This is a genomic window from Klebsiella spallanzanii (assembly GCF_902158555.1).
GTDB lineage: Bacteria > Pseudomonadota > Gammaproteobacteria > Enterobacterales > Enterobacteriaceae > Klebsiella > Klebsiella spallanzanii.
In genome coordinates this window covers 202,426-226,555 of record NZ_CABGGS010000045.1, presented here as the reverse complement: position 1 = coordinate 226,555, position 24,130 = coordinate 202,426, and the positions used below count along the sequence as shown (strand labels likewise).

The 24,130-nt window shown below is 53.1% G+C and carries 23 protein-coding genes; 13 read left to right on the top strand and 10 right to left on the bottom strand.

From position 1 onward, the window contains the following. Window positions 1-148: 148 nt before the first annotated feature. The 3 genes from brnQ to malZ all read left to right on the top strand — a co-directional run bounded on the left by brnQ (window position 149) and on the right by malZ (window position 4,932). A complete protein-coding gene (gene brnQ / locus FN082_RS25710) occupies window positions 149-1,468 on the top strand; it encodes a branched-chain amino acid transporter carrier protein BrnQ (protein ID WP_112214103.1) in 1,320 nt (439 codons plus the stop codon). Between the two features lie 123 nt (window positions 1,469-1,591). Then, window positions 1,592-2,962: a proline-specific permease ProY gene (proY, locus tag FN082_RS25705; RefSeq protein ID WP_142982614.1), complete on the top strand. Its 1,371-nt coding sequence runs from the start codon at window positions 1,592-1,594 to the stop codon at window positions 2,960-2,962. A gap of 152 nt (window positions 2,963-3,114) precedes the next feature. Further along, complete coding sequence (malZ, locus tag FN082_RS25700) at window positions 3,115-4,932, top strand: maltodextrin glucosidase (protein WP_142982613.1); 1,818 nt, start codon at window positions 3,115-3,117, stop codon at window positions 4,930-4,932. Here the strand turns inward: malZ and FN082_RS25695 are convergent. Further along, window positions 4,929-5,831, bottom strand: a complete 903-nt coding sequence (locus FN082_RS25695; protein ID WP_139541284.1) for a LysR family transcriptional regulator — start codon at window positions 5,829-5,831, stop codon at window positions 4,929-4,931. The two genes, malZ and FN082_RS25695, sit on opposite strands and share 4 nt — an antisense overlap. Window positions 5,832-6,122: 291 nt before the next feature. On the opposite strand from FN082_RS25695, the gene FN082_RS25690 reads away from it, so the two are divergent. The 3 genes from FN082_RS25690 to FN082_RS25680 all read left to right on the top strand — a co-directional run bounded on the left by FN082_RS25690 (window position 6,123) and on the right by FN082_RS25680 (window position 9,337). Beyond that, complete coding sequence (locus FN082_RS25690; RefSeq protein ID WP_112214107.1) at window positions 6,123-6,764, top strand: hydrolase; 642 nt, start codon at window positions 6,123-6,125, stop codon at window positions 6,762-6,764. Between the two features lie 137 nt (window positions 6,765-6,901). Beyond that, window positions 6,902-7,447: an antibiotic biosynthesis monooxygenase gene (locus FN082_RS25685; protein WP_139541285.1), complete on the top strand. Its 546-nt coding sequence runs from the start codon at window positions 6,902-6,904 to the stop codon at window positions 7,445-7,447. Window positions 7,448-7,471: 24 nt separating this feature from the next. After that, window positions 7,472-9,337: an amidohydrolase gene (locus FN082_RS25680; RefSeq protein WP_142982612.1), complete on the top strand. Its 1,866-nt coding sequence runs from the start codon at window positions 7,472-7,474 to the stop codon at window positions 9,335-9,337. A gap of 79 nt (window positions 9,338-9,416) precedes the next feature. On the opposite strand, the gene fba is transcribed toward FN082_RS25680, so the two are convergent. The 7 genes from fba to acpH all read right to left on the bottom strand — a co-directional run bounded on the left by fba (window position 9,417) and on the right by acpH (window position 15,280). Beyond that, entirely contained in the window at window positions 9,417-10,277 is an 861-nt protein-coding gene (gene fba, locus FN082_RS25675; protein WP_142464371.1) for a class II fructose-1,6-bisphosphate aldolase, read from the bottom strand. A gap of 29 nt (window positions 10,278-10,306) precedes the next feature. Then, entirely contained in the window at window positions 10,307-11,269 is a 963-nt protein-coding gene (locus FN082_RS25670) for a carbohydrate kinase family protein (RefSeq protein ID WP_139541288.1), read from the bottom strand. A gap of 66 nt (window positions 11,270-11,335) precedes the next feature. Beyond that, window positions 11,336-12,727, bottom strand: coding sequence for a PTS ascorbate transporter subunit IIC (locus tag FN082_RS25665; protein WP_139541289.1), 1,392 nt, complete (start codon window positions 12,725-12,727; stop codon window positions 11,336-11,338). Window positions 12,728-12,747: 20 nt separating this feature from the next. After that, window positions 12,748-13,035 carry a PTS sugar transporter subunit IIB gene (locus tag FN082_RS25660; protein WP_110273789.1) on the bottom strand — a complete coding sequence of 96 codons (288 nt, stop codon included), beginning with the start codon at window positions 13,033-13,035 and terminating at the stop codon, window positions 12,748-12,750. 5 nt (window positions 13,036-13,040) lie between these two features. Then, window positions 13,041-13,484, bottom strand: coding sequence for a PTS sugar transporter subunit IIA (locus FN082_RS25655; protein ID WP_139541449.1), 444 nt, complete (start codon window positions 13,482-13,484; stop codon window positions 13,041-13,043). 441 nt (window positions 13,485-13,925) lie between these two features. After that, window positions 13,926-14,528 (bottom strand): peroxiredoxin, encoded by a 603-nt coding sequence (locus tag FN082_RS25650; RefSeq protein ID WP_004858569.1) that lies wholly within the window; start codon window positions 14,526-14,528, stop codon window positions 13,926-13,928. A 170-nt stretch (window positions 14,529-14,698) separates the two neighbouring features. Next, window positions 14,699-15,280 (bottom strand): ACP phosphodiesterase, encoded by a 582-nt coding sequence (gene acpH, locus FN082_RS25645; RefSeq protein WP_139541291.1) that lies wholly within the window; start codon window positions 15,278-15,280, stop codon window positions 14,699-14,701. A 90-nt stretch (window positions 15,281-15,370) separates the two neighbouring features. Here acpH and queA point away from each other — a divergent pair, with 90 nt between their 5' ends. Genes queA through secF form a run of 5 tightly spaced genes read left to right on the top strand, consistent with a single transcriptional unit; the run spans window position 15,371 to window position 20,836 of the window. Then, window positions 15,371-16,441, top strand: a complete 1,071-nt coding sequence (gene queA, locus FN082_RS25640; RefSeq protein WP_139541292.1) for a tRNA preQ1(34) S-adenosylmethionine ribosyltransferase-isomerase QueA — start codon at window positions 15,371-15,373, stop codon at window positions 16,439-16,441. A 55-nt stretch (window positions 16,442-16,496) separates the two neighbouring features. Then, window positions 16,497-17,624 (top strand): tRNA guanosine(34) transglycosylase Tgt, encoded by a 1,128-nt coding sequence (gene tgt / locus FN082_RS25635; protein ID WP_004129667.1) that lies wholly within the window; start codon window positions 16,497-16,499, stop codon window positions 17,622-17,624. Window positions 17,625-17,646: 22 nt separating this feature from the next. Then, window positions 17,647-17,979, top strand: a complete 333-nt coding sequence (gene yajC, locus FN082_RS25630; protein WP_004099423.1) for a preprotein translocase subunit YajC — start codon at window positions 17,647-17,649, stop codon at window positions 17,977-17,979. A 27-nt stretch (window positions 17,980-18,006) separates the two neighbouring features. Further along, entirely contained in the window at window positions 18,007-19,854 is a 1,848-nt protein-coding gene (gene secD, locus FN082_RS25625; RefSeq protein WP_139541293.1) for a protein translocase subunit SecD, read from the top strand. A 10-nt stretch (window positions 19,855-19,864) separates the two neighbouring features. Further along, window positions 19,865-20,836 carry a protein translocase subunit SecF gene (gene secF / locus FN082_RS25620; protein WP_139541294.1) on the top strand — a complete coding sequence of 324 codons (972 nt, stop codon included), beginning with the start codon at window positions 19,865-19,867 and terminating at the stop codon, window positions 20,834-20,836. An 89-nt stretch (window positions 20,837-20,925) separates the two neighbouring features. On the opposite strand, the gene FN082_RS25615 is transcribed toward secF, so the two are convergent. Further along, window positions 20,926-21,672 carry a YwqG family protein gene (locus tag FN082_RS25615; RefSeq protein ID WP_185932160.1) on the bottom strand — a complete coding sequence of 249 codons (747 nt, stop codon included), beginning with the start codon at window positions 21,670-21,672 and terminating at the stop codon, window positions 20,926-20,928. Window positions 21,673-21,879: 207 nt separating this feature from the next. On the opposite strand from FN082_RS25615, the gene FN082_RS25610 reads away from it, so the two are divergent. After that, window positions 21,880-22,245 carry a VOC family protein gene (locus tag FN082_RS25610; protein WP_139541296.1) on the top strand — a complete coding sequence of 122 codons (366 nt, stop codon included), beginning with the start codon at window positions 21,880-21,882 and terminating at the stop codon, window positions 22,243-22,245. A gap of 14 nt (window positions 22,246-22,259) precedes the next feature. Then, window positions 22,260-22,949, top strand: a complete 690-nt coding sequence (locus tag FN082_RS25605) for a helix-turn-helix transcriptional regulator (protein WP_139541297.1) — start codon at window positions 22,260-22,262, stop codon at window positions 22,947-22,949. A 45-nt stretch (window positions 22,950-22,994) separates the two neighbouring features. Here FN082_RS25605 and FN082_RS25600 read toward each other — a convergent pair whose 3' ends face one another. Continuing rightward, window positions 22,995-23,879, bottom strand: a complete 885-nt coding sequence (locus tag FN082_RS25600) for a nucleoside-specific channel-forming protein Tsx (protein WP_139541298.1) — start codon at window positions 23,877-23,879, stop codon at window positions 22,995-22,997. Between the last annotated feature and the right edge of the window lie 251 nt (window positions 23,880-24,130).

Below are 24,130 nucleotides of genomic sequence, written 5' to 3'. Positions count from 1 at the left end.
TGGTAATTCAAAAAACAATTCTTTTCCACGCCGCTTTGGGAGCATATCCCGCTGAGTTTACTGACAATGGCCGCTGTATCATCCCCGAAGGGAAGGCGCGGTATTTAACCGTTTGTACAACACCACATCCACAGGCAGTAATGAATTTATGACCCATCAGTTAAAATCTCGCGACATCATTGCGTTGGGCTTTATGACCTTCGCGCTGTTCGTTGGCGCAGGCAATATTATCTTTCCGCCAATGGTTGGTTTACAGGCTGGCGAACACGTCTGGACCGCTGCCATTGGCTTTCTGATTACCGCCGTGGGTTTGCCGGTGCTAACGGTCGTGGCGCTGGCGAAAGTCGGCGGCGGCGTCGAGAGCCTGAGCACGCCGATTGGTAAAGTCGCCGGTATTCTGCTGGCCGTGGTCTGCTATCTGGCCGTTGGGCCGCTGTTCGCCACTCCGCGTACCGCGACCGTCTCTTTTGAAGTAGGGATTGCCCCGCTGACCGGCGATGGTCCGCTGCCGTTGTTGATTTACAGCGTTATCTATTTTGCGCTGGTGATCCTTGTTTCGCTCTATCCGGGCAAGCTGCTGGACACCGTGGGGAATTTCCTTGCACCGCTGAAAATCATTGCGCTGATTATTCTTTCCGTTGCGGCAATCGTCTGGCCTGCCGGCCCGCTGAGCCATGCGATGGAAGCCTATCGTACCGCACCGTTTTCTAACGGCTTCGTCAATGGCTACCTGACCATGGATACCCTCGGGGCGATGGTCTTTGGCATCGTGATTGTCAACGCCGCGCGTTCCCGTGGCGTAACCGAAGCCCGTCTGCTGACCCGCTACACCGTCTGGGCTGGCCTGATGGCCGGCGTGGGCCTGACGCTACTGTACCTGGCGCTGTTCCGCTTAGGCTCAGACAGCGGTACGCTGGTTGAACAATCCGCTAACGGCGCGGCAATTCTGCATGCTTACGTACAGCACACCTTCGGCGGCGCGGGAAGCTTCCTGCTGGCGGCGCTGATCTTTATCGCCTGCCTGGTGACCGCGGTGGGCCTGACCTGCGCCTGTGCGGAGTTCTTTGCTCAGTACCTGCCGTTCTCCTATCGTACGCTGGTCTTTATCCTTGGCCTGTTCTCAATGGCGGTCTCTAACCTCGGTTTGAGTCACCTGATTCAGATCTCGATTCCGGTGCTGACAGCTATCTATCCGCCGTGTATCGCACTGGTTGTATTAAGCTTTACCCGCGGTTGGTGGCATAATTCGTCCCGCGTTATCGCCCCGGCAATGTTTATCAGCCTGATGTTTGGTATCATTGACGGGATTAAAGCGTCGGCGTTTGCAGAGATTATGCCGTCCTGGACCGCGCGTCTGCCGCTGGCAGAGCAGGGTCTGGCCTGGCTGATGCCAACCGCCGTGATGGTGATTCTGGCCGTTATCTGGGATCGCGCAGCAGGACGTCAGGTGACATCCAGCGCGCATTAACCGACGCTTCACGCAGGCGTTTAACCACGGGACTTCAGGTCCCGTGGTTTTTTGTTTTTTTGGTCATGCTCCTTTGAATTTTGCCCCCGCGAAGGCCAGAGGAGAAAAACGGCATGGAACACGATGGAAAGTAGTAACAAGCTTAAGCGCGGGCTAAGTACCCGGCATATTCGCTTTATGGCGCTGGGGTCGGCAATCGGTACCGGCCTTTTCTATGGTTCGGCTGACGCGATTAAAATGGCGGGCCCGAGCGTTCTGCTGGCCTATATTATCGGCGGCGTCGCGGCCTATATTATTATGCGCGCGCTGGGCGAGATGTCGGTGCATAACCCGGCCGCCAGCTCGTTTTCACGCTATGCGCAGGATTACCTTGGCCCGCTGGCAGGCTATATCACCGGCTGGACATACTGTTTTGAAATCCTGATTGTCGCTATCGCCGACGTGACGGCCTTCGGTATCTATATGGGCGTCTGGTTCCCGGCGGTGCCGCACTGGATTTGGGTACTCAGCGTGGTGCTGATTATCTGTGCCGTCAACCTGATGAGCGTCAAGGTTTTCGGTGAGCTGGAGTTCTGGTTCTCCTTCTTCAAAGTCGCCACCATTATCCTCATGATTCTGGCTGGTTTCGGCATCATTATTTGGGGTATTGGCAACGGTGGTCAGCCGACAGGGATTCACAACCTGTGGAGCAACGGCGGCTTTTTCAGCAACGGCTGGCTGGGGATGGTGATGTCGTTGCAGATGGTGATGTTCGCCTACGGCGGGATTGAAATCATCGGTATTACCGCCGGTGAAGCGAAAGATCCGGAGAAATCCATTCCGCGCGCCATTAACTCGGTGCCGATGCGTATTCTGGTGTTTTACGTGGGTACGCTGTTTGTGATTATGTCTATCTATCCGTGGAACCAGGTCGGGACCAACGGTAGCCCATTTGTTTTAACCTTCCAGCATCTTGGCATTACCTTTGCCGCCAGCATCCTCAACTTTGTGGTGCTGACTGCCTCGCTGTCGGCGATTAACTCTGACGTCTTTGGCGTGGGCCGCATGCTGCATGGTATGGCGGAGCAGGGCAGCGCGCCGAAAATGTTCGCCAAGACGTCGCGCCGTGGGGTGCCGTGGGTGACGGTAATGGTGATGACTATTGCGCTGCTGTTTGCGGTCTATCTTAACTATATCATGCCGGAGAACGTTTTCCTGGTGATTGCCTCGCTGGCCACCTTCGCTACCGTCTGGGTGTGGATTATGATCCTGCTGTCGCAGATTGCCTTCCGCCGCCGTCTGCCGCCGGAAGAGGCGAAGGCGCTGAAGTTTAAGGTACCAGGCGGGGTAACGACGACGGTTATCGGTCTGCTGTTCCTGGTTTTTATTATTGGTCTGATTGGCTACCATCCGGATACCCGCATCTCGCTATACGTCGGTTTTGCGTGGATTATTCTGCTGCTGGTGGGCTGGCAGTTTAAAATCCGTCGCGAGCGTAAGCTGGTGAAAGCGTAGTCATTGCGTTCTTTTCTTGCCGGATACGCTCAGGCTATCCGGCAAGCGATCCCTCCACCCCCGCCATCCTCCCCCAATAATTCTGCCGATGATGAGTCATACGTCTGTACGCTATGGCAAGGTGTGCCCATTCTGCAAAGAGAGGAATAACGATGTTGAAGGCATGGCACCTCCCGGTTGCTCCATTTATTAAGGAACAGCAGGAACGACTGTTTATTACGTTATGGCTAAGCGGCGACGATCTGCCGCAGCGGGTGACGCTGCGGGCAGAAGAAGATAATGAAGAACTGTCGCTGCCGATGCACCGTCTGCGGCAGGAGCCGCATTCGGGCGTGGTGGCATGGCGCGGGGAAATCAACCTGGCCAACGGACAGCCGCGTCGCCGCTACAGCTTCAAGCTACTGTGGGCCGACCGTCAGCTGTGGTTCACGCCGCAGGGTTTTAACCGATTTCCACCGGCGAGGCTGGAGCAGTTTGCGGTTGATTTGCCGGACAGCGGGCCGCAGTGGGTTGCCGATCAGGTGTTTTATCAAATTTTCCCTGACCGTTTCGCCCGCAGCCAGTCACACGAGGCTGAACAGGACAAGGTTTACTATCATCATGCTGCCGGTCACGATATCGTGCGCAAAGAGTGGGATGAACCGCTCACCGGCGAGGCGGGCGGCTCTACTTTTTACGGTGGAGATCTTGACGGTATTAGCGAAAAGCTACCGTACCTGAAGCAGCTTGGCGTCACGGCGCTGTATCTGAACCCGGTCTTTGTCGCCCCCAGCGTACATAAATATGATACCGAAGATTATCGCCGCGTTGACCCGCAGTTTGGCGGCGATGCGGCGCTGCTGCGCCTGCGCCACAACACGCAAAAAGAGGGAATGCGTCTGATCCTTGATGGCGTGTTCAACCACAGCGGTGATTCGCACGCCTGGTTCGATCGCCATCAGCGCGGCAGCGGTGGTGCCTGCCATAATGTCGATTCGCCGTGGCGTGACTGGTATAACTTCTCCCCGGAGGGCGTGGCCCACGATTGGTTGGGATACGCCAGCTTGCCGAAGCTGGATTATCGGTCAGAAACCCTGGTCAATGAAATCTATGGCGGGGAAGATAGCGTGGTGCGCCACTGGCTGAAAGCGCCGTGGAGTATGGACGGCTGGCGGCTCGACGTAGTGCATATGCTGGGCGAAGGCGGCGGGGCGCGTAATAACCTGCGTCATATTGCCGGCATCACCCATGCGGCGAAGCAAGAGCAGCCGGAATCCTTTGTGTTTGGTGAGCATTTCGGCGATGCGCGCCAGTGGCTACAGGCCGACGTTGAAGATTCGGCGATGAACTATCGTGGGTTTACCTTCCCGCTGTGGGGCTTCCTTGCCAATACCGATATTTCCTACGATCCGCAGAAAATCGATGCGCAGACCTGCATGGCGTGGATGGATAACTATCGCGCCGGGCTATCGCACCAGCAGCAACTGCGGATGTTCAATCAGCTCGATAGTCACGATACTGCCCGCTTTAAGTCCCTGCTGGGCAAAGATGTCGCGCGTTTGCCGCTGGCGGTGGTATGGCTGTTTAGCTGGCCGGGTGTACCGTGCATTTACTACGGGGATGAAGTCGGCGTGGATGGTAATAACGATCCGTTCTGCCGTAAGCCGTTCCCGTGGGATCCGGCATTGCAGGATGGCGAGCTGCTCGGCTTGTACAAGCGCATGAGCAAGTTGCGTAAGGCTAATCAGGCGCTGCGCTACGGCGGTTGCCAGGTGATCTATGCCGAAGACAACGTGGTGGTGTTTGTGCGCGTCTATAAGCAACAGCGCGTGCTGGTGGCGATTAACCGCGGCGAAGCCTGCGAGGTCGTGGTTGAGGATTCACCGCTGCTTGACGTTAACGACTGGCAGTTGAAAGAAGGAGCCGGTGCGCTACACGACGGTGTGCTGACGCTACCCGCTATCTCCGCCAACGTGTGGTTTAGCCGTTAGTCATAGAGCTGGTTCAGATGTTCACTCTGGAGAATGGCCTCGCGCCACCAGCGCTGAGCCAGCCCATCATTACCGCTACGCCAGGCCATATAGGTAATATCTTTCTCGCGGCAAGAGATAACGGCTTTTTCTACCAGCTCGCCGCGTTCCAGCCACGGGCGGGCAATATGGCGCGGTAAAAAGCCGCAGCCCAGCCCGGCGCGCAACAGCTCAACTTTACTGGCGAAATCATCAACGCGAATTTGCGGCTGCTCGTCGAGCAGGTTGCTGTTGAGTGGGTGACAGTAGCGAGCGCTATCGCTGATGACCACCGCGCGATGCAGGCTTAGCTGCTTGTTGGTGAGCGGTTGGGTGGTTTCCGCCAGCGGATGCCCCGGTGCGATGACGAAAACATTGTCCATGGCGCCAAGCATTTTCCACGACCATTCGGCGGAGGTCGGCGGTTCATTAATTGCCCCGAGAATAATATCCGCCCCGTTGTGGGTGAGTTCTTCCCATGAACCCGCGAGAGTGTGGTGGGTAAAATTAAGCCGTGTTTGCGGGTGCCGGGCGTAGAATGCGTCGATCAGCGGTAGCAGCGCATTAAAAGGAAAAGAGTCATCCAGCGCGATAGCCAGATCCCGCTCCCAGCCGGCGCTGAGCTGGACCGCTTGTTTTTCCAGATCTTTGGCGGCATTAAGCAGCAATCGCCCCTTTTCCAGCATCATTCTGCCGGTATCGGTAAATTTAGCCCGGTGTCCGGAGCGATCCAGCAAGGTGATGTTCAGATCGCTTTCCAGCTTTTGAATCATATAGCTCAGCGCGGCGGGTGTTTTAAATAGCGATTCGGCGGCGGTAGCAAAAGAGCCATGCTTGTCCAGCGCGTCGAGAATCAACAGGACATCAAGGTTTAAGCGCATGAGTTAACTTCCGGTAAAAAATCGTGCCTATTTTTTACCGAAGAGCGATGTTCAATACCAGTGAATAATTTAGAACGGTTAACCGCAAAATTTTGATAAACATAATTTCATTAATATTGTGATGGGTAATTGATTGGTCATAAAATTTTGCTTTAGAAATAAATTAGAAAAAAATCTTTAATAACTCGTTAGAAATTACTGACTATACTCACCATGCTTTATCAGTCAGGATCCAGACAGCACAACGGTAACGGTAGTATCTTCTTAACTCATTGATTAACAGGATATGTTATGTCTATTCGTGAACTGATCGATCCCTCTAACTCTGCTCTTATTTTTATTGATCACCAGCCGCAAATGTCTTTTGGCGTGGCTAATATTGACCGCCAGACCCTGAAAAATAATACGGTGGCTTTAGCCAAGGCAGGGAAAATTTTTAATGTTCCGGTGATTTATACTTCAGTAGAAACCAAAAGCTTCAGCGGCTATATCTGGCCGGAATTGCTGGCTGTGCATCCAGATGTGAAGCCCATTGAACGCACGTCGATGAACTCCTGGGAAGATGCGGCATTTGTGGCTGCGGTAAAAGCAACCGGGCGTAAGAAATTGATTATTTCCGCACTGTGGACGGAAGTGTGCCTAACTTTCCCGGCGCTGATGGCGCTGGATGAAGGATATGAAGTGTATGTGGTGACCGATACCTCCGGCGGCACCTCGGTTGATGCTCACGAGCGTTCCATTGACCGCATGGTACAGGCCGGTGCGGTACCGGTGACCTGGCAACAGGTGCTGCTGGAGTATCAGCGCGACTGGTCGCGTAAAGAGACTTATGACGCGGTGATGGACCTGGTCCGTGAGCACAGCGGCGCTTACGGAATGGGCGTGGATTACGCGTATACCATGGTGCATGGCGCGCCGGAGCGTCAAGCCTAAATACACTTCATCCTTCAAGCTGCCTCTTTGTTGGCTTCGTTTGCCCGCCCCGGCGCAGCATGAATGATTTTGTGTATTGTCATTTATGGCTGATGGCGGGGTAAATCCCGTCATTACCCTGAAGCAAGGAACTCTTAATGGCGCAGCAGAAATCGGTGACCCTGGTTATCAGTCATGTACTCGACCCCGAACATGGCCAACGTTATGAAGAGTGGCTGGGTAAAATTATGCCGATTGCGGCGGAGTTTCCCGGACATCTTGGCGCCAACGTGATTCGTCCGGCCGTCGGGCAGAATTTATGGAGCGTAATCATTCGCTTCGACACCATTGAGCATCTTTACGCCTGGACGCAGTCAGAAACGCGTCGCGAGCTGGTGGCGGAAATCGCACCGCTGCTGAGCGAAGGCGACCGGACCGAAGTTCGCACCGAACCGGCCTTTTGGTTTACGCCACCGACTGCCAACGTGCGCCAGCCGCTGCGCTGGAAGCAATTTTTAATCACCCTGCTGGTGATTTTCCCCAGTACCAATCTGGTGCCCACGGTAACCGGAATGCTATTGCCCTCGCTGAAGGGAAGTCTGTTACTGCATTTGATCAATGATGCCTGTGTGGTCGCGCTGGTGGTCTGGTTCTGGATGCCCATCGTGACCCGTTTGTTTGCTGGCTGGTTAAAGAAAAGCTGAGCCAGCCTCCTGAAGGAGAGCGTTATGTCGCAAACTGCCACACTGATCCTGACCCATGGTCGGGTTCATACTCTCGATCGTCAAAATCCGCTCGCTGATGCGCTGGCGATCGCCGATGGTAAAATTCTCGCCGCCGGTAGCCACGATCGGATCATGAGCTTTGCTGCTGAAGGGACGCAAATTATCGATCTTAAAGGGCATACGGTGATCCCCGGACTGAACGACTCCCACCTGCACCTGATCCGTGGTGGCTTGAATTATAATCTGGAGCTGCGCTGGGAGGGCGTTCCCTCGCTTGCGGACGCGCTGCGGATGCTTAAAGATCAGGCCGACCGCACGCCGTCGCCACAGTGGGTGCGGGTGGTGGGGGGCTGGAGTGAATTCCAGTTTGCTGAACGGCGGATGCCAACCCTTGAAGAGCTTAACGATGCCGCGCCGGATACTCCGGTGTTCGTCCTGCATTTGTACGATCGCGCGCTGCTTAACCGCGCGGCGCTGAAGGCGGTGGGCTACACCAAAGAGACCCCGGATCCGGCGGGCGGCGAGATTGTTCGCGATGGCAACGGTAATCCGACCGGAATGCTGATCGCCAAGCCCAATGCGATGATCCTCTATTCGACGCTGGCGAAAGGGCCGAAGCTGCCGCTGGAGCTGCAGATCAACTCAACGCGCCAGTTTATGCGCGAATTAAACCGTTTAGGGTTAACCAGCGCCATTGATGCCGGGGGCGGTTTCCAGAACTACCCGGAAGATTACGAAATTATTGAGCAGTTACACGCCAAAGAGCAGATGACCGTGCGTATCGCCTATAACTTGTTTACCCAGCGGCCGAAGCAGGAGCTGGAAGATTTTGAGCGCTGGACCGATATGCTGAAGCCGGGTCAGGGGACCGATTTTTACCGCGCTAACGGTGCCGGGGAGATGCTGGTCTTTTCGGCGGCGGATTTTGAAGACTTCCTCCAGCCGCGCCCGGATCTGTCGGAAGGGATGGAAGATGAGCTGGAGCGGGTGGTGCGTCATCTTGTCGAGCACCGCTGGCCGTTCCGCCTGCATGCGACCTATGATGAGTCCATAAGCCGGATGCTCGACGTCTTCGAGAAGGTTAACCGCGATATTCCGTTCAACGGCCTGCACTGGTTTTTCGACCATGCGGAAACCATTACCGAGCGCAATATCGAACGCGTCAAAGCGCTGGGCGGCGGTATTGCGGTACAGCACCGGATGGCTTTCCAGGGCGAATATTTTGTCGATCGCTATGGTAAAGAGGCGGTTAAACACACCCCGCCGGTAGCGAAGATGCTTGAGCTGGACGTGCCGGTAGGATTGGGCACAGATGCCACCCGCGTGGCGAGCTACAATCCGTGGACCGCGCTGTACTGGCTGGTTTCCGGGCGCACCGTTGGTGGGATGGCGATGTATGACGAAAGCAATCGCCTGCCGCGCGACGTAGCGCTGGAATTGTGGACGGCGGGAAGCGCGTGGTTCTCCAGCGAGCAGGGTAAGAAAGGGCGAATTGAACAGGGACAGCTTGCTGACCTGGTGGTGCTGTCCAAAGACTACTTCAGCGTAGCGGAAGAGGACATTAAGGGAATTGAGTCGGTATTAACGGTGGTTGACGGTAAGGTAGTATACGCTGCCGGACACTTCTCGCCGCTGGCGCCGCCGCCAATCCCGGTATTGCCGGAGTGGTCGCCGCTGGTCAAGGTTCCGGGCCATTACCGCTCTGCGCCGACGGCGGCGAAAATTGGCGCGATAGTTCAGATGCACCAGTGCTGCGGTAGCTGCGGGGTACACGGTCACCAGCATGATATTGCGCGCAAGTCGTCGATTCCGGTGGCTGATGAGCAGGCGTTCTGGGGCGTGCTGGGCTGCTCTTGCTTTGCATTTTAGTTCACGATTAACCCGCCCCGGTGTTGTCCGGCGGCGGGTTTCTCCCTGGGATGACGTCAGTCTATAAAGCCAAAATTTTCTAATAGCGGTTTTGCGAGCCAAAAAGCTCGATACGGCGTGCAATCATTTCTCGTACCGGTTTTAGCCCCTGATTGATCACTTTGCGCGGGTCGTTGACATCGTGGCCGGTATCGGCGGCAAAAATTGCTTTTACTTCCTGACACCAGGCGTACATATTTTCTGTATTGACGTTAATCTTGGCCGTACCGCAGGCGATTGCCTTACGCATGTCTTCATCGGCAATACCCGTACCTCCGTGCAGAACCAGCGGAACATTCACCAGCTCGGAAATGGCCTTCATCTCCGTAAACCCCAGTTTGGCTTTGCCTTTGTACAGCCCGTGGGTTGACCCCAGCGCCGCTGCCAGGCAATCAACCTGTGTCTCTTTGACCAGGGTATAGCACTCCTGCGGGTCAGCATATATTACTTGGGAATTGACGATCCCGTCTTCGCTGCCGGCGATGGTCCCCAACTCTGCCTCAACTGAAACGCCTTTACTGTGCGCCAGTTCGACCAGGTGGCGGGTGATAGCCAGGTTTTCGTTAAACGGCAGGTGCGAACCATCAAACATAATGGAGCTGAATCCTGCTTCAATAGCCGCCTCGCAGGCTTCCCGAGTGGTCCCATGATCCAGGTGCAGCGATACCGGAGTATCAATATGTAAATAATCCATCGCGTTAACCACGATGTCATGGATACATTTTAATCCCAGCATATGTTTAACCGTACCGCCGGAAACGCCCAAAATAACGGGAGAGCGTAGCTGTTGCCCGGTGCTTAATACAGCACCGACCCATTCCAGATTATTGATATTGAATTGCCCTACGGCATAACCGTCCCGTAGGGCATGCTGAAGCATGTCCTTCATCGAAACTAACATAATCACCTCTGAAGTTTAATTAACAGCAATTATTCGCCAAAATATTGCTTTAAGTTTCTTTCGTAACTATTTAACGAGTTATGAACTACCGCAAGATCCGGCATGGATTCGCGTACACCTTTCTTCTCAATAGAGATAGCCGCAGTCAGACTGGCAAATAAAATAATATTATCGATATGCCACGAATAATGGACGCCGTAGGTAAATGCACCGTGAAATACATCCCCTGCGCCGGTGGTATCCACGGCATTACACAGCCAGGCGGGGACAATTTGCAGCATCCCGTTCTTTAAGAACGCACATCCTTTTTCTCCGAGGGTAATAAATGCTTCGCCACGGCAAATTTTATTTAACTCGATAAGCGCTGTTTTAATTTCAGCCTCGGTGCTGAGAGCGCGATATCCCATATAGTCTCGGGCAAAGTGTTCACTGACGACAAAATAATCGGTCCAGGCCGCTAATTTAATATTGCTGGCGCGTAATGAGCCACCGTCCATAACCACTTTCGCCGTGGGCAGTTTTTTGATTAAATACTCGCTAATTTCTGCTTCATGACCATCAACTAATAGCGTTACCGGTTCTTCTGATGCAATAAGCCGTTCAGCCAAATCATCGAGTTTGAGCTTCTGGTCATAAGTCAGCGAAGGTGGCGTCTGCATTTTACGGGTAATAATCGTCCGCGAGCCCGTCAAGCGATTGACCAGTACTGATGCCAGCGGGGTGATCATTTCATCGGAGAAGACCACATGGCTGGTATCGACGCCCGCTTCGGCAAATTCATCGATAATGCGCTGACCGTAAAGATCTTTATTCAAATGACCGATGTAATAAACATCTTCACCCCATAGTCCCAGCAGCCACGCCGCATTTGCTGCCGGGCCGCCACCGCTCTCGATAAAGTCATGGCAGAAATTTTTGGTATTCTCCTGCGGCCACTCGTTAAGAAAAAAGAACTGATCAAAACATGAAAATCCAATGGACAAGATAGCCATAACAACTCCTGATTATTTTGTCAGCTGCGGGAAGAAATCCCTTCCCGCAGGGAAAAATGAAACCACTTATTCATTTTTCTTATCCGCAGTGAGCTCCTCATAGCTGAGCGTGTCACCGACTACACGAACTGAACGGAAGCAGAATGGCACCAGCAGCGCAACAATGAGCGCCAGGCAAATCAGATAGATAGTTATCTGACCAAACTGGGTGAAAGCATTCCCGATGATGATGCCCCAGACGGCGAAATCGAAGTCGGCAAATGTGCTGTTTTCAAAGCCAAGGTTGCCCAGCGCCGGGAGTAGCATCGCCGGGAGGAAAGCGAGGAATATCCCGCCGATGAACGAGGCAATCACACAGCCGCGCTTGCCGCCAAGTTTGTCGGCAAAGACTCCGGAAGTCCCGCCGCAGAAGAAGTGCGGTACCATGCCAGGAATAATCAGCGCCATACCAAATGCGCCCAGGAACAGCATACCGACCAGACCGCCAATGAACGAGCTGATGAACCCCACGACCACGGCGGTTGGACTAAAGGTGAAGAACACCGCGCAATCAACGGCCGGGATAGAGTTCGGTATCAGCTTCTGACTGATCCCCTGGAAGGCCGGGACCAGATCGCCGAGGATCAGCCGCACGCCGTTGTAGACGATGGCGACGCCGACGGCAAACTGCAGACCGGTCAGGATGGAGAAGATCAGCATGTTCTGATCCGTTATCGTACGCAGGTACTCTGTGCCTGCGACGGCGCTACACACAAAGTAGATGATGAACATCACGATGCCTGTGGTGACCGTAGTATCGCGCAGAAAGCCCCATTTCTCTGATATTTCGGTATCGGCGAAAGAATTGGCCGGGTTGCCGGTTTTGGTCGCAATCCAGGCTGAGATGTAATAGCCGAGGGAACCGAAGTGCCCCATCGCAATGCCGCCGTCTTCGGTGACCTGCTTGGTATAGCGTTGACCAATGGCAGGAGAAATGGCTGACCATGAGCCCAGCAGGAATCCCCCGATCAGAACCAGCATCCAGCCGCGGAATTCTGCCGCCTGTAGCACCGCCGAGAACAGACAGGCCAGGAAGAAAGAGTGGTGGCCGGTCAGAAAGATATATTTGTACTTGGTGAAACGGGCAATCACCAGGTTGAAAATAAATCCGAGCAGCAAAATACTCATGGTTTCCACACCCAGCACTTTCTGCGCGACGGAAACAATGGCCTCGTTGTTAGGGATAACGCCGCGAATATTAAACCCGGCTTCGATAATGCCGCCAAGCGGGTTCAGGTTGGCAACGATAACCCCTGCACCCGCGCTTAACATCAAGTAGCCTAAAATAGGCTTCAAGGTACCGGTGAGTAATTTATTTCCGGGGGATCGCAGTGCCACTAAACCGACAAATGCGATAATCCCCATCAGAAATGCGGGTTGACTAAATATTTCCGATAAGAAACTAAGAATAGCCTGCATGATCGTTCCCTCAATAATGATTAAGAGTGAGTCGCAGCAACTTTGGTGAGTGCTTCAGTAATATCTTCAGCGATTTTCGCTTTATGCACATAGCTGCGAATAATGGCAACGTTACAGTGCGCAGGAAATTGGTTTGCCAATTCTTTTATCGTGACATAAAGATCGGCTTTTTCACCTACGGCATTGGCAAAATCAACGGAGGCGACGTCAGCTTTGATACCTAATTCATCACATATTTTTTTGACATTATTAGCAGCCATTAATGAACTGCCAATACCGTTACCACAAACTGTTCTGATAACTAACATAATGACTACTCCATTTGCTTTTGGATGAAATGTAATACTGAATTGATGTCATTCTCCTGTTGGAGAAAACTGACAATATCTGACTCAACCAGTGAGGCTATAAGTTGGATCATTTTTATATGACTATCGGCATCCGCCCCAGCGATGGCGATGATGACGTTAACCGGATCAAACTCCTCATGACCAAAGGCGATTGGTTGTTGGGTGGTAACTAATGAAAACCCTGTTCGTAATGCGCCTTTTTCTGGTCGTGCATGCGGCATCGCCAGACCGTAGTCGATAACAATGGCTGGACCAAAATCGCGATAGACTTCGAGCATTTCGCCGATATATTCCACCCGACAAATATTTTTCCGGACAAGCAGCGAGCCAGCGAATTCGATAGCCTGCTCGGCGGTTGAAATATTCTGCTTAAGCGCAATCAATGTAGGGTCAAAAATAATTTCCATCATCCGATCCTTAATGCGTTCATATTCCTGAACTAGATCATGGACAAATATATCAACAAAAATGATGGTTCAGATCACATATGGATTTTTAAATATTGAAGTTGATCACACTGGAGTAATGTTTGAATTATTTTTTATGTAAAAAATAGATTTATTATGTTGTTTAATATCAGTTAGTTACAATTATTCTCTTTGTGCGGAAGAAAAAGACAGGACGAATGAATGGTCGAACATCTGAATTTTAAATGAAGATGTGGGATGTTTATCACAAATATAGGGGTGTTTTTTTTACAAAGTTTGAACGGAGTATCAAAAAACGTGCAGAGGGACGATTTTAATCATTTGCGATATCAATGTTTGTATTGCGATGAGTTGAAAAAGGCGAAATCGGGGCACAAAAAAGGCCCGCAGCTGCGAGCCTTTTTCTGAAACGTCTGCCGATTACAGGCTGGAAACGTTCTCGGTCAGGTATTTAGCAACGCCTTCCGGAGAAGCGGCCATACCTTCTTTTCCTTTTTCCCACTGCGCCGGGCAAACTTCGCCGTGCTCTTCGTGGAACTGCAGCGCGTCAACCATGCGCAGCATTTCGTCGATGTTACGGCCCAGCGGCAGGTCGTTAACCACCTGGTGGCGAACAACGCCGTTAGCATCGATCAGGAAAGAGCCGCGCAGGGCAACGCCTTCGTCCGGATGCTCGATACCGTACGCTTTCTGGATTTCGCGTTTGATGTCAGCAACCATTGCGTATTTAACCGGACCGATACCACCCTGGTCGACTGGGGTGTTACGCCATGCGTTGTGCACGAATTCGGAGTCAAAAGAAACGCCAACGACTTCTACGCCGCGTTTCTGGAATTCTTCGTAGCGTTTGTCAAAAGCAATCAGTTCTGACGGGCAAACGAAGGTGAAGTCCATCGGCCAGAAAAACAGAACGGTGGCTTTACCGTTGGTGTGCTGTTTGAAATTGAATTTCTCAACGATTTCGCCGTTACCTAATACTGCCGCCGCGGTGAAGTCCGGAGCCTGACGAGTAACCAGAACCATATGATTCTCCTGTTAATACTAAGGTTAATTGGAACGCAACGCGGGCAAGTATAGGGAGAGGGGCGGGGGAACTCAACGTGACGCTGACAATCGATGAGATAGGTTTTGTCTATCAATCGTTATTTAAAAGCGCTTTTCAGGATAGTCTTTTGCGGGAAAAGAGCAATCATTTATAGCTCACGTTTTTTTGCCTGCGCCATCATCTGCGGATAGAAGCGCCAGAACTGCTGCTCAAGTCGATCGTAGTGCGTATCCAGATCCTGCCAGGAGTCGCGCAGGGCATCAAGGCGCGGGCGGCGGCTGGCCATACCGTTGAGCACGCGCTGAATAAAATCCATGTCCTGGTAGCGTTCAAGCCAGCGCTCTGACCAGAGGTATTCGTTGAGATTCACAAAGCGCGGCGGAGAATCGGGCAGGATCTGCGCTACCTGAGTATGCGCATAGCGAACGAACTCGGTCAGCGGCATCTCAGGAGAAATGCGTTCCCAGTGGTGCGACAGAAAGTGATCCCACATTACGTCGAGAGTAATCGGCGCGACGCGGCGGGTCTGCGGGCGGAACCACTCGCGGGCTTCTTTCACTTCTGCCAGGTTGTCGGTCATCACATCGATACGCCGATGCATAAAAATGCCGTCAACGATATCGGCGGGGTAATCCTGTTGCGGATTGCCGCGAACAAAGTCGGCCAGCAGGTTGCCGGGTAGCGAACTGTCGGCGAGATGGGCTAAGTGCAGGTGTGCAAGAAAATTCATCGTTTAATCTTTGTCCTGAGGTGGTAACGGTTGCAGGGAGAACCTCCCGGCACTAGACTACCCGCCTCTTTATTAGTCTGAGTTACCGTCATGCGCGTTGCCGATTTTTCCTTTGAATTACCCGAATCCCTGATTGCCCACTATCCCATGCCTGAGCGCAGTAGCTGCCGCTTGCTGTCATTAGACGGGCCGACGGGCGCGCTGACGCACGGTACTTTCACCGATTTACTCGATAAGCTCAACCCTGGAGATCTGCTGGTCTTTAATAATACCCGCGTGATCCCGGCGCGCCTGTTTGGCCGTAAAGCCAGCGGCGGCAAGATTGAAGTGCTGGTCGAGCGTATGCTTGATGATAAACGTATTCTGGCACATATTCGCGCTTCCAAAGCGCCGAAGCCGGGCGCCGAACTGCTGCTCGGTGATGATGAAAGCATTAACGCCACCATGCTGGCGCGTCACGGTGCGCTGTTTGAAGTTGAATTCAACGACTCGCGTCCGGTGCTGGATATCCTTAACGCCATCGGTCATATGCCGTTGCCGCCGTATATCGACCGCCCGGACGAAGATGCCGACCGCGAGCTATATCAAACGGTCTATAGCACTAAGCCTGGCGCCGTCGCCGCGCCGACCGCGGGTCTGCACTTTGACGATCCACTGCTGGCGGCACTGCGCGAAAAAGGTATTGAGACGGCGTTCGTTACGCTACACGTGGGCGCAGGGACGTTCCAGCCGGTGCGCGTAGATTCAATCGAAGACCACATTATGCATTCCGAATATGCGGAAGTGCCGCAGGATGTGGTCGACGCGGTGCTGGCGGCAAAAGCGCGCGGCAACCGGGTGATTGCCGTCGGGACGACGTCGGTACGCTCGCTGGAGAGCGCCGCGCAGGCGGCAAAAGACGCGCTGATTGCGCCGTTCTTCGGTGATACGCAAATCTTTATTTTCCCAGGTTATCAATATCAGGTTATTGATGCGCTGGTGACCAACTTCCACCTGCCGGAATCGACGCTGATCATGCTGGTTTCCGCATTTGCGGGCTATCAGCACACCATGAACGCCTATAAGGCTGCTGTAGAACAAGAATATCGCTTTTTTAGTTACGGTGATGCCATGTTTATCACGTACAATCCGCAGGCTATTTCTGAGCGTGTCGGGGAATAAGTTCCCGGCATGAGTGTTTAAAACGTCGGACTGTTTTTCTGACGCAGGAGTGATAATGAAATTTGAGTTAGATACCACCGATGGTCGCGCGCGTCGCGGCCGCCTGGTGTTTGAGCGCGGCGTGGTTGAAACGCCAGCATTTATGCCCGTTGGCACCTACGGCACCGTCAAAGGGATGACGCCGGAGGAAGTTGAAGCCACTGGCGCGCAAATCATTCTCGGTAATACCTTCCACCTGTGGCTGCGTCCGGGCCAGGAGATCATGAAGCTGCACGGCGACCTGCACGACTTCATGCAGTGGAAAGGGCCGATTCTCACCGATTCGGGCGGTTTCCAGGTCTTCAGCCTCGGCGATATTCGTAAGATCACCGAGCAGGGGGTGCACTTCCGTAATCCAATCAACGGTGATCCGATTTTCCTCGATCCGGAAAAATCGATGGAGATTCAGTACGATCTCGGTTCTGACATCGTGATGATCTTCGACGAATGTACGCCATACCCGGCGGACTGGGATTATGCTAAGCGCTCGATGGAGATGTCTCTGCGCTGGGCGAAGCGTAGCCGCGACCGTTTTGATGGTCTGGGTAACAAAAATGCGCTGTTTGGCATTATTCAGGGCAGCGTTTACGAAGATTTACGTGATATCTCTGTTAAAGGTCTGGTAGAGATTGGCTTTGATGGCTACGCTGTCGGCGGTTTGGCTGTTGGCGAGCCGAAGGAAGATATGCACCGTATTCTGGAGCACGTCTGTCCGCAGATCCCAGCCGACAAACCGCGATACCTGATGGGCGTCGGTAAGCCGGAAGATCTGGTCGAAGGGGTGCGCCGCGGGATCGATATGTTCGACTGCGTCATGCCGACGCGCAACGCGCGCAACGGCCACCTGTTCGTCACCGATGGCGTGGTGAAAATCCGCAACGCGAAGCACAAGAGCGATACTTCGCCGCTGGATGCAGAGTGTGATTGCTACACTTGTCGCAACTATTCACGCGCTTATTTGCATCATCTTGACCGTTGCAACGAAATATTGGGCGCGCGTCTCAATACCATTCATAACCTGCGATACTATCAGCGCTTAATGGCTGGTTTACGCAAGGCTATCGAAGAGGGTAAATTAGAGAGCTTCGTGACCGATTTTTACCAACGTCAGGGTCGAACCGTTCCACCTTTGAACGTTGACTAATTTTAATAATGAGGGAATTTCAATGAGCTTTTTTATTTCTGATGCGGTAGCAGCAACCGGTGGCGCGGCGCAGGGCAGTCCGATGTCTCTGATCCTGATGCTGGTGGTGTTTGGTCTGATTTTTTACTTCATGATCCTGCGTCCACAGCAGAAACGCACCAAAGAACATAAAAACCTGATGAACTCCATCGCTAAAGGCGATGAAGTGCTGACCAACGGTGGCCTGGTTGGGCGTGTGACTAAAGTTGCGGAAAGCGGATACATCGCTATTGCGCTGAACGATACCACCGAAGTGGTTATCAAACGTGACTTCGTAGCTGCCGTTCTGCCGAAAGGCACCATGAAGGCGCTGTAATTACTCATTTTCCCTAAGGGAACTGCCGTGTTAAACCGTTATCCTTTGTGGAAGTACATCATGCTGATCGTCGTTATCGTCGTCGGCTTAGTGTATGCGCTTCCCAACCTGTATGGTGAGGATCCGGCCGTTCAAATCACTGGCGCGCGCGGCGTCGCCGCCAGTGAGCAAACGCTGATCCAGGTCCAGAAAACACTACAAGAAGAAAAAATTACCGCTAAGTCTGTGGCACTGGAAGAGGGCGCAATTCTTGCGCGCTTCGACACCACTGATATCCAGCTGCGCGCGCGTGAAGCGTTGATGGGCGTGCTGGGTGACAAATACGTCGTGGCGCTTAACCTTGCTCCGGCAACCCCGCGCTGGCTGGCGGCAATGTATGCCGAGCCGATGAAGCTGGGTCTTGACCTGCGCGGCGGTGTCCACTTCCTGATGGAAGTCGACATGGACACCGCGTTGGGCAAACTGCAGGAACAAAACATCGACAGCCTGCGCAGCGAGCTGCGTGATAAAGGCATTCCTTACGCGACCGTGCGTAAAGAAGATAACTATGGTCTGAGCATCGCCTTCCGCGATAGCGCGGCCCGCGACCAGGCTATTTCATACCTTAGCCCTCGTCACCGCGATTTGGTTATCTCCACTCAGGGCAGCACTGGCCTGAAGGCCGTGATGACTGATGACCGCCTGAAAGAAGCTCGTGAATATGCGGTTCAGCAGAACATCAACATCCTGCGTAACCGTGTCAACCAACTGGGCGTTGCCGAACCTCTGGTTCAGCGTCAGGGTGCCGATCGTATTGTGGTTGAACTGCCGGGTATCCAGGACACCGCGCGCGCGAAAGAGATTCTGGGCGCGACCGCGACGCTGGAATTCCGTCTGGTTAATACCAACGTTGACAGCTCTGCAGCGGCTTCCGGCCGTGTACCGGGCGACTCTGAAGTGAAGTTTACCCGTGAAGGACAGCCGGTTGTGCTGTACAAGCGCGTGATCCTCACCGGTGACCATATCACCGACTCGACGTCGAGCATGGATGAGTACAACCAGGCGCAGGTTAACATCTCTCTGGATAGCGCTGGCGGCAACATCATGTCTAACTTCACCAAGGACAACATCGGTAAACCGATGGCGACCCTGTTTGTGGAGTACAAAGACAGCGGTAAGAAAGATGCCAACGGCCGTGCGATTCTGGCGAAAGAGGAAGAGGTGATTAACATCGCCAATATCCAGTCTCGTCTGGGCAACAGCTTCCGTATTACCGGTATCAGTAACGCGACAGAAGCGCGTCAGCTCTCTCTGCTGCTGCGTGCGGGCGCGCTGATTGCGCCGATTCAGATTGTCGAGGAACGTACCATTGGTCCAACTCTGGGTATGCAGAATATTCAGCAGGGCCTGGAAGCGTGTCTGGCCGGTCTGGTGGTCTCTATCTTGTTCATGATCTTCTTCTACAAGAAGTTCGGCCTGATTGCGACCTCAGCGCTGATTGCCAACCTGGTGCTGATTGTTGGCATTATGTCCCTGATTCCGGGGGCGACGCTGACCATGCCGGGGATTGCGGGTATCGTGTTAACCCTTGCGGTTGCGGTCGATGCGAACGTTCTGATTAACGAACGTATTAAAGAAGAGCTGAGCAACGGGCGTTCCGTGCAGCAGGCGATTCATGAAGGCTATGCTGGTGCGTTCAGTTCCATCTTTGATGCCAACATTACGACGCTTATCAAGGTCATTATCCTGTACGCGGTCGGTACCGGTGCCATTAAAGGGTTTGCAATTACCACCGGTATCGGTGTTGCGACCTCAATGTTTACCGCTATCGTCGGCACCCGTGCCATCGTGAACCTGCTGTACGGCGGCAAGCGCGTTAAAAAGCTGTCTATCTGAGGAGTGCGTTGTGGCACAGGAATATACTGTTGAACAATTGAACCACGGCCGTAAAGTCTGGGACTTTATGCGCTGGGACTACTGGGCCTTCGGCATTTCAGGTTTTTTGCTGATTTTGTCCATTATTATCATTGGCGTGCGCGGGTTTAACTGGGGTCTGGATTTCACCGGTGGTACGGTGATTGAAATTACCCTCGAAAAACCTGTTGATATGGATCAGGTGCGCTTGTCGCTGCAGCAGGCTGGCTTTGAGGAGCCGCAGTTGCAGAACTTTGGCAGCAGCCGCGACATCATGGTCCGTATGCCGCCGGTGCATGACGCCAACGGTAGTCAGGAGCTGGGCAGTAAGGTCGTTACCGTAATAAACGAGTCGACCAGCCAGAACGCAGCGGTTAAGCGTATTGAGTTTGTCGGACCGAGCGTCGGGGCAGATCTTGCGCAGACCGGCGCGCTGGCGCTTATCGCAGCGCTGGTGTGTATCCTGATCTACGTCGGTATTCGCTTTGAATGGCGTCTGGCAGCGGGGGTCGTTATCGCGCTGGCGCACGACGTGGTGATAACCATGGGCGTGCTGTCGCTGCTGCACATCGAGATTGACCTGACTATCGTGGCATCGTTGATGTCGGTTATCGGTTACTCGTTGAACGACAGCATCGTGGTATCTGACCGTATTCGTGAAAACTTCCGCAAGATTCGCCGCGGTACGCCGTACGAAATCTTTAACGTGTCGTTGACGCAGACGCTGCACCGTACCTTGATCACCTCCGGGACGACCTTGATGGTTATCCTGATGCTGTATCTCTTCGGTGGCCCGATTCTGGCTGGCTTCTCGCTGACGATGCTTATTGGTGTCTCTATCGGTACGGCGTCTTCTATCTACGTCGCCTCCGCGCTGGCGCTGAAGCTGGGCATGAAGCGTGAGCACATGCTGCAGCAGAAGGTCGAGAAAGAAGGGGCGGATCAGCCGTCAATTCTGCCGTAAGATCGGTTTTGTTGAACGTTCTGAATCAACCGCAGCACTGGTGCTGCGGTTTTTTTATTTAATGGTTTATGTCAGATGTTTTACTGGTGTCATCCCGCATCAGCGACAAGAGCTGAAAAATCACCTTTTTTAAGTGCGTCTTTATCGATGAAGAGCATTAACTTGTCTCCATCGTGCCATTCCCATACAAGCTTTTCGTCAGAGTCCAGCGTCAATAGCGCAACATAGTTTTCCCCTGGAGTAGGATCGTAGCCGAGCGAATAGTGGGAGGGGTAGCCCAGCAGGTAATTCTGGCTATGCAGTAGATCGCGCAACTGTGTATGGTAAGCATCTTCTTGTTCATGACTGAATGAAGGCCACTGTGGCGTCTGGTATTCATCGTAAGGAATATCCATACACGGGGTGAACTGGATGCGGCGAGCGTGGCGGGATATCCGTTTAGCTTCAGAAGGAAGAAGTGGAGTAAGCTCTTCTGTCGATGATGTATAGATTGCCAGAATATAGTCCTCATCCCGCCAGAAAACCTCACCCTCACCTTCATCTTCTGCGTAAAACAAACTCAGTAAACCTTTGGTTGGGAGGTCGGTTCCAGAGACGTTTATCTCAGCAAAGTTAATCTGTGCAATAAAGCGATAATACGCTTTAGGATGTTCAGGCCAGAGGGTCCCGGGCGGCAGATCCGGAGCGCCGCCAAACTTACTGCAACCGGGATTAATAGGTTGCGTAGAGGACGTGATATCTATTGCCGGGCGTACCGTTTGCGTGAAGAAGTCCTGAAATTGGGCCAGCGGGGAGTTTTTGATCTGTTCTAAAAACAATGGATTATGGGAATTCATAATATGTTCCATTTAAGGTTAAAGAGAAATTCCATCTTGCTCTGTAAATACTATCTGCCGAATAATGGTTTTGTTCGCGCGTTTTAAAAGTATATCTCAGTAGGGTATTGGCATGTTCTGAAACGTAGGACGATGGTTACTGACACAATGCTGTCAGTAGCCCTGTCATACACTCCTCCTGAACCCAAACAATGGACAGGAGGATATATGAGAAACGTAATTAACTGGTTTGAGATCCCGGTTGCGGATATGGATCGTGCCGTGGCGTTTTACGAACCGGTGATGCAGGTAACGCTGAAGCGGGAGAATATGGACTGTGCTGAAATGGCCGTATTTCCTTATCAGGATCCGGCTCCCGGCGGTGCGCTGGCAAAATTCGACGGCGTTAAACCTTCCGATCAGGGATGTATTATCTATCTGCATACTGACAACCTGGCGGCTGCGCTCGAACGCGTGAGTTCAGCGGGCGGAAGCTGCGTTTTTGGCCCGCTTGAGCTGGCGGACGATATTGGCACAATTGCCTTGTTTATTGATAGCGAGGGTAATCGGATTGGCCTTCACCAACCCGCGTAAATGAGATAACAAAAATGAGCCGACGCGCCGACCGCCTTTTTCAAATCGTCCAGATCCTGCGCGGTAGAAGGTTAACCACTGCCGGGCTGCTGGCCGAGCGGCTTGGCGTGTCCGAGCGTACGATTTACCGTGATATTCGCGATCTGTCGCTCTCTGGCGTGCCGGTGGAGGGGGAGGCGGGAAGCGGCTACCGGCTGCTGGCGGGTTATGATTTACCGCCGCTGATGCTGACGACGCAGGAGTCGGAGGCGCTGGTGGCTGCTATTCGGTTGTTGCAAACCTGGGGCGGCGCGTCGCTATCCCAGGCGCTGGAGTCGGCACAGGAAAAAGTGCTGGCGATATTACCGGCGGAGAGCCGACGCAAGGCGGAGCAGTCGCGCCTGTTTGCGCCCGACTTTGGTTCGCAGGGTTACACCAAAGATCAATTTGATTTAGTGCATCGGGCCGTCTCCGTACAGCAGGCGCTGGCGTTGCATTATCGTGATGAAGCTGGAAACGTGTCGCAGCGTGAAGTGCTGCCGCTGGGGCTTTTCTTCTGGGGTGAGCGCTGGCTGCTGGTGACCTGGTGCGAACTGCGGGAAGACTATCGCTGTTTTCGTCTCGATCGCTGCCTGGATATTGTCGTGACCGGGCGTCATTTCAGCGAGCGAGCCGATCGTTCATTGAGTGATTTTATGCGCAAGGTGAGATGCGAAGAGCGTTAAGGATGAGCGATCCCCGACGCGGACGCCGGGGACATTCACAGCGGATTAGAAGTTGTAACCGACCACGAGGTAACCACCCCAGCCGGTAGAGCGGACGTTAAAGTCGCCGCTGCCGAAGTTCAGCTTAGCGTCGTCCGCCCACTGGCCGCCGTTGTGCCAGTAACGGGCTACCACGGAGTAGTGCCAGTGATCGTAGTTCAGCGCCAGGATGTGGCTGGAGGCGATGGAGTTACTGGTACGCGCATGCTTGCCGTTCATGTCGTAGAAGTTGTCATCGCCCAGATCGGAACCCCAGTCAAAGTTGGTAAAGCCGATATAGCTCAGTGAACCGCCCCACAGATCGGTCAGCGGAACAAAGTATTTCACTTTGAAACGGTAACCGTCCCATTCGTTTTCGTTCGATGCTTCGTAGTTCTGCCACTGGTATTTAGCGTACACGTTCAGGGAGAGGCTCATCGGCAGACCGGTGTCGATATCGGTACCCAGACCCATATACCAGGTGCTCTGACGACCGGACTTATTGCGGCCCATATCGTAGATGTAGTTGTTAGCGAAATACCACTCTTTGAACGGACCGAAGCTGAGATCGGTTCCGGTCAGTTTATCGATAGAAAAGCGCGGCTCAATCTCCATAAACAGCGGAGAACCGTGGTTCCAGATACCTTTCGCGTTGGTGTTACCACCGAAGAAGACCGGCGCATCCATATAGCCATAGAAATCAAACCAATCTTTCTTGGCAAACGCTTCATATTCCAGGTAGGTATCGTTGCGGATCTGCGGCCCAAAACGAGTGTGGTAGCTACCGACCACGTTCACACTCTGGTGCCACCAATCAGACAGATATTGCGGTTTGTCGTTTTCTGCCGCGCTGGCAGAGAAAGATGCGGAGAGCGCCAGAGCTGCGCCGGCTGCCAGTAATGTTTTTTTCATAATGATGCCACTGTTTAAATTAAGCCTGAAGGCGTTAAAAGAATCGCCGAAGCGTTTCTAAATATTTCGTATTTCTGTGGCGTCTATTATAGGAATCCTTGCTCACAAAAATATGTGTTGTTTCACATAACGAACATGCACGTAATCGATTGCGTTCACGATTTTATGCATTTCTTGACAAAATGCCACCGAAATTCATAAACACAGTCAATTTTTAGTGAACTGAATGGGAAATCTGTAAATGGATTTGC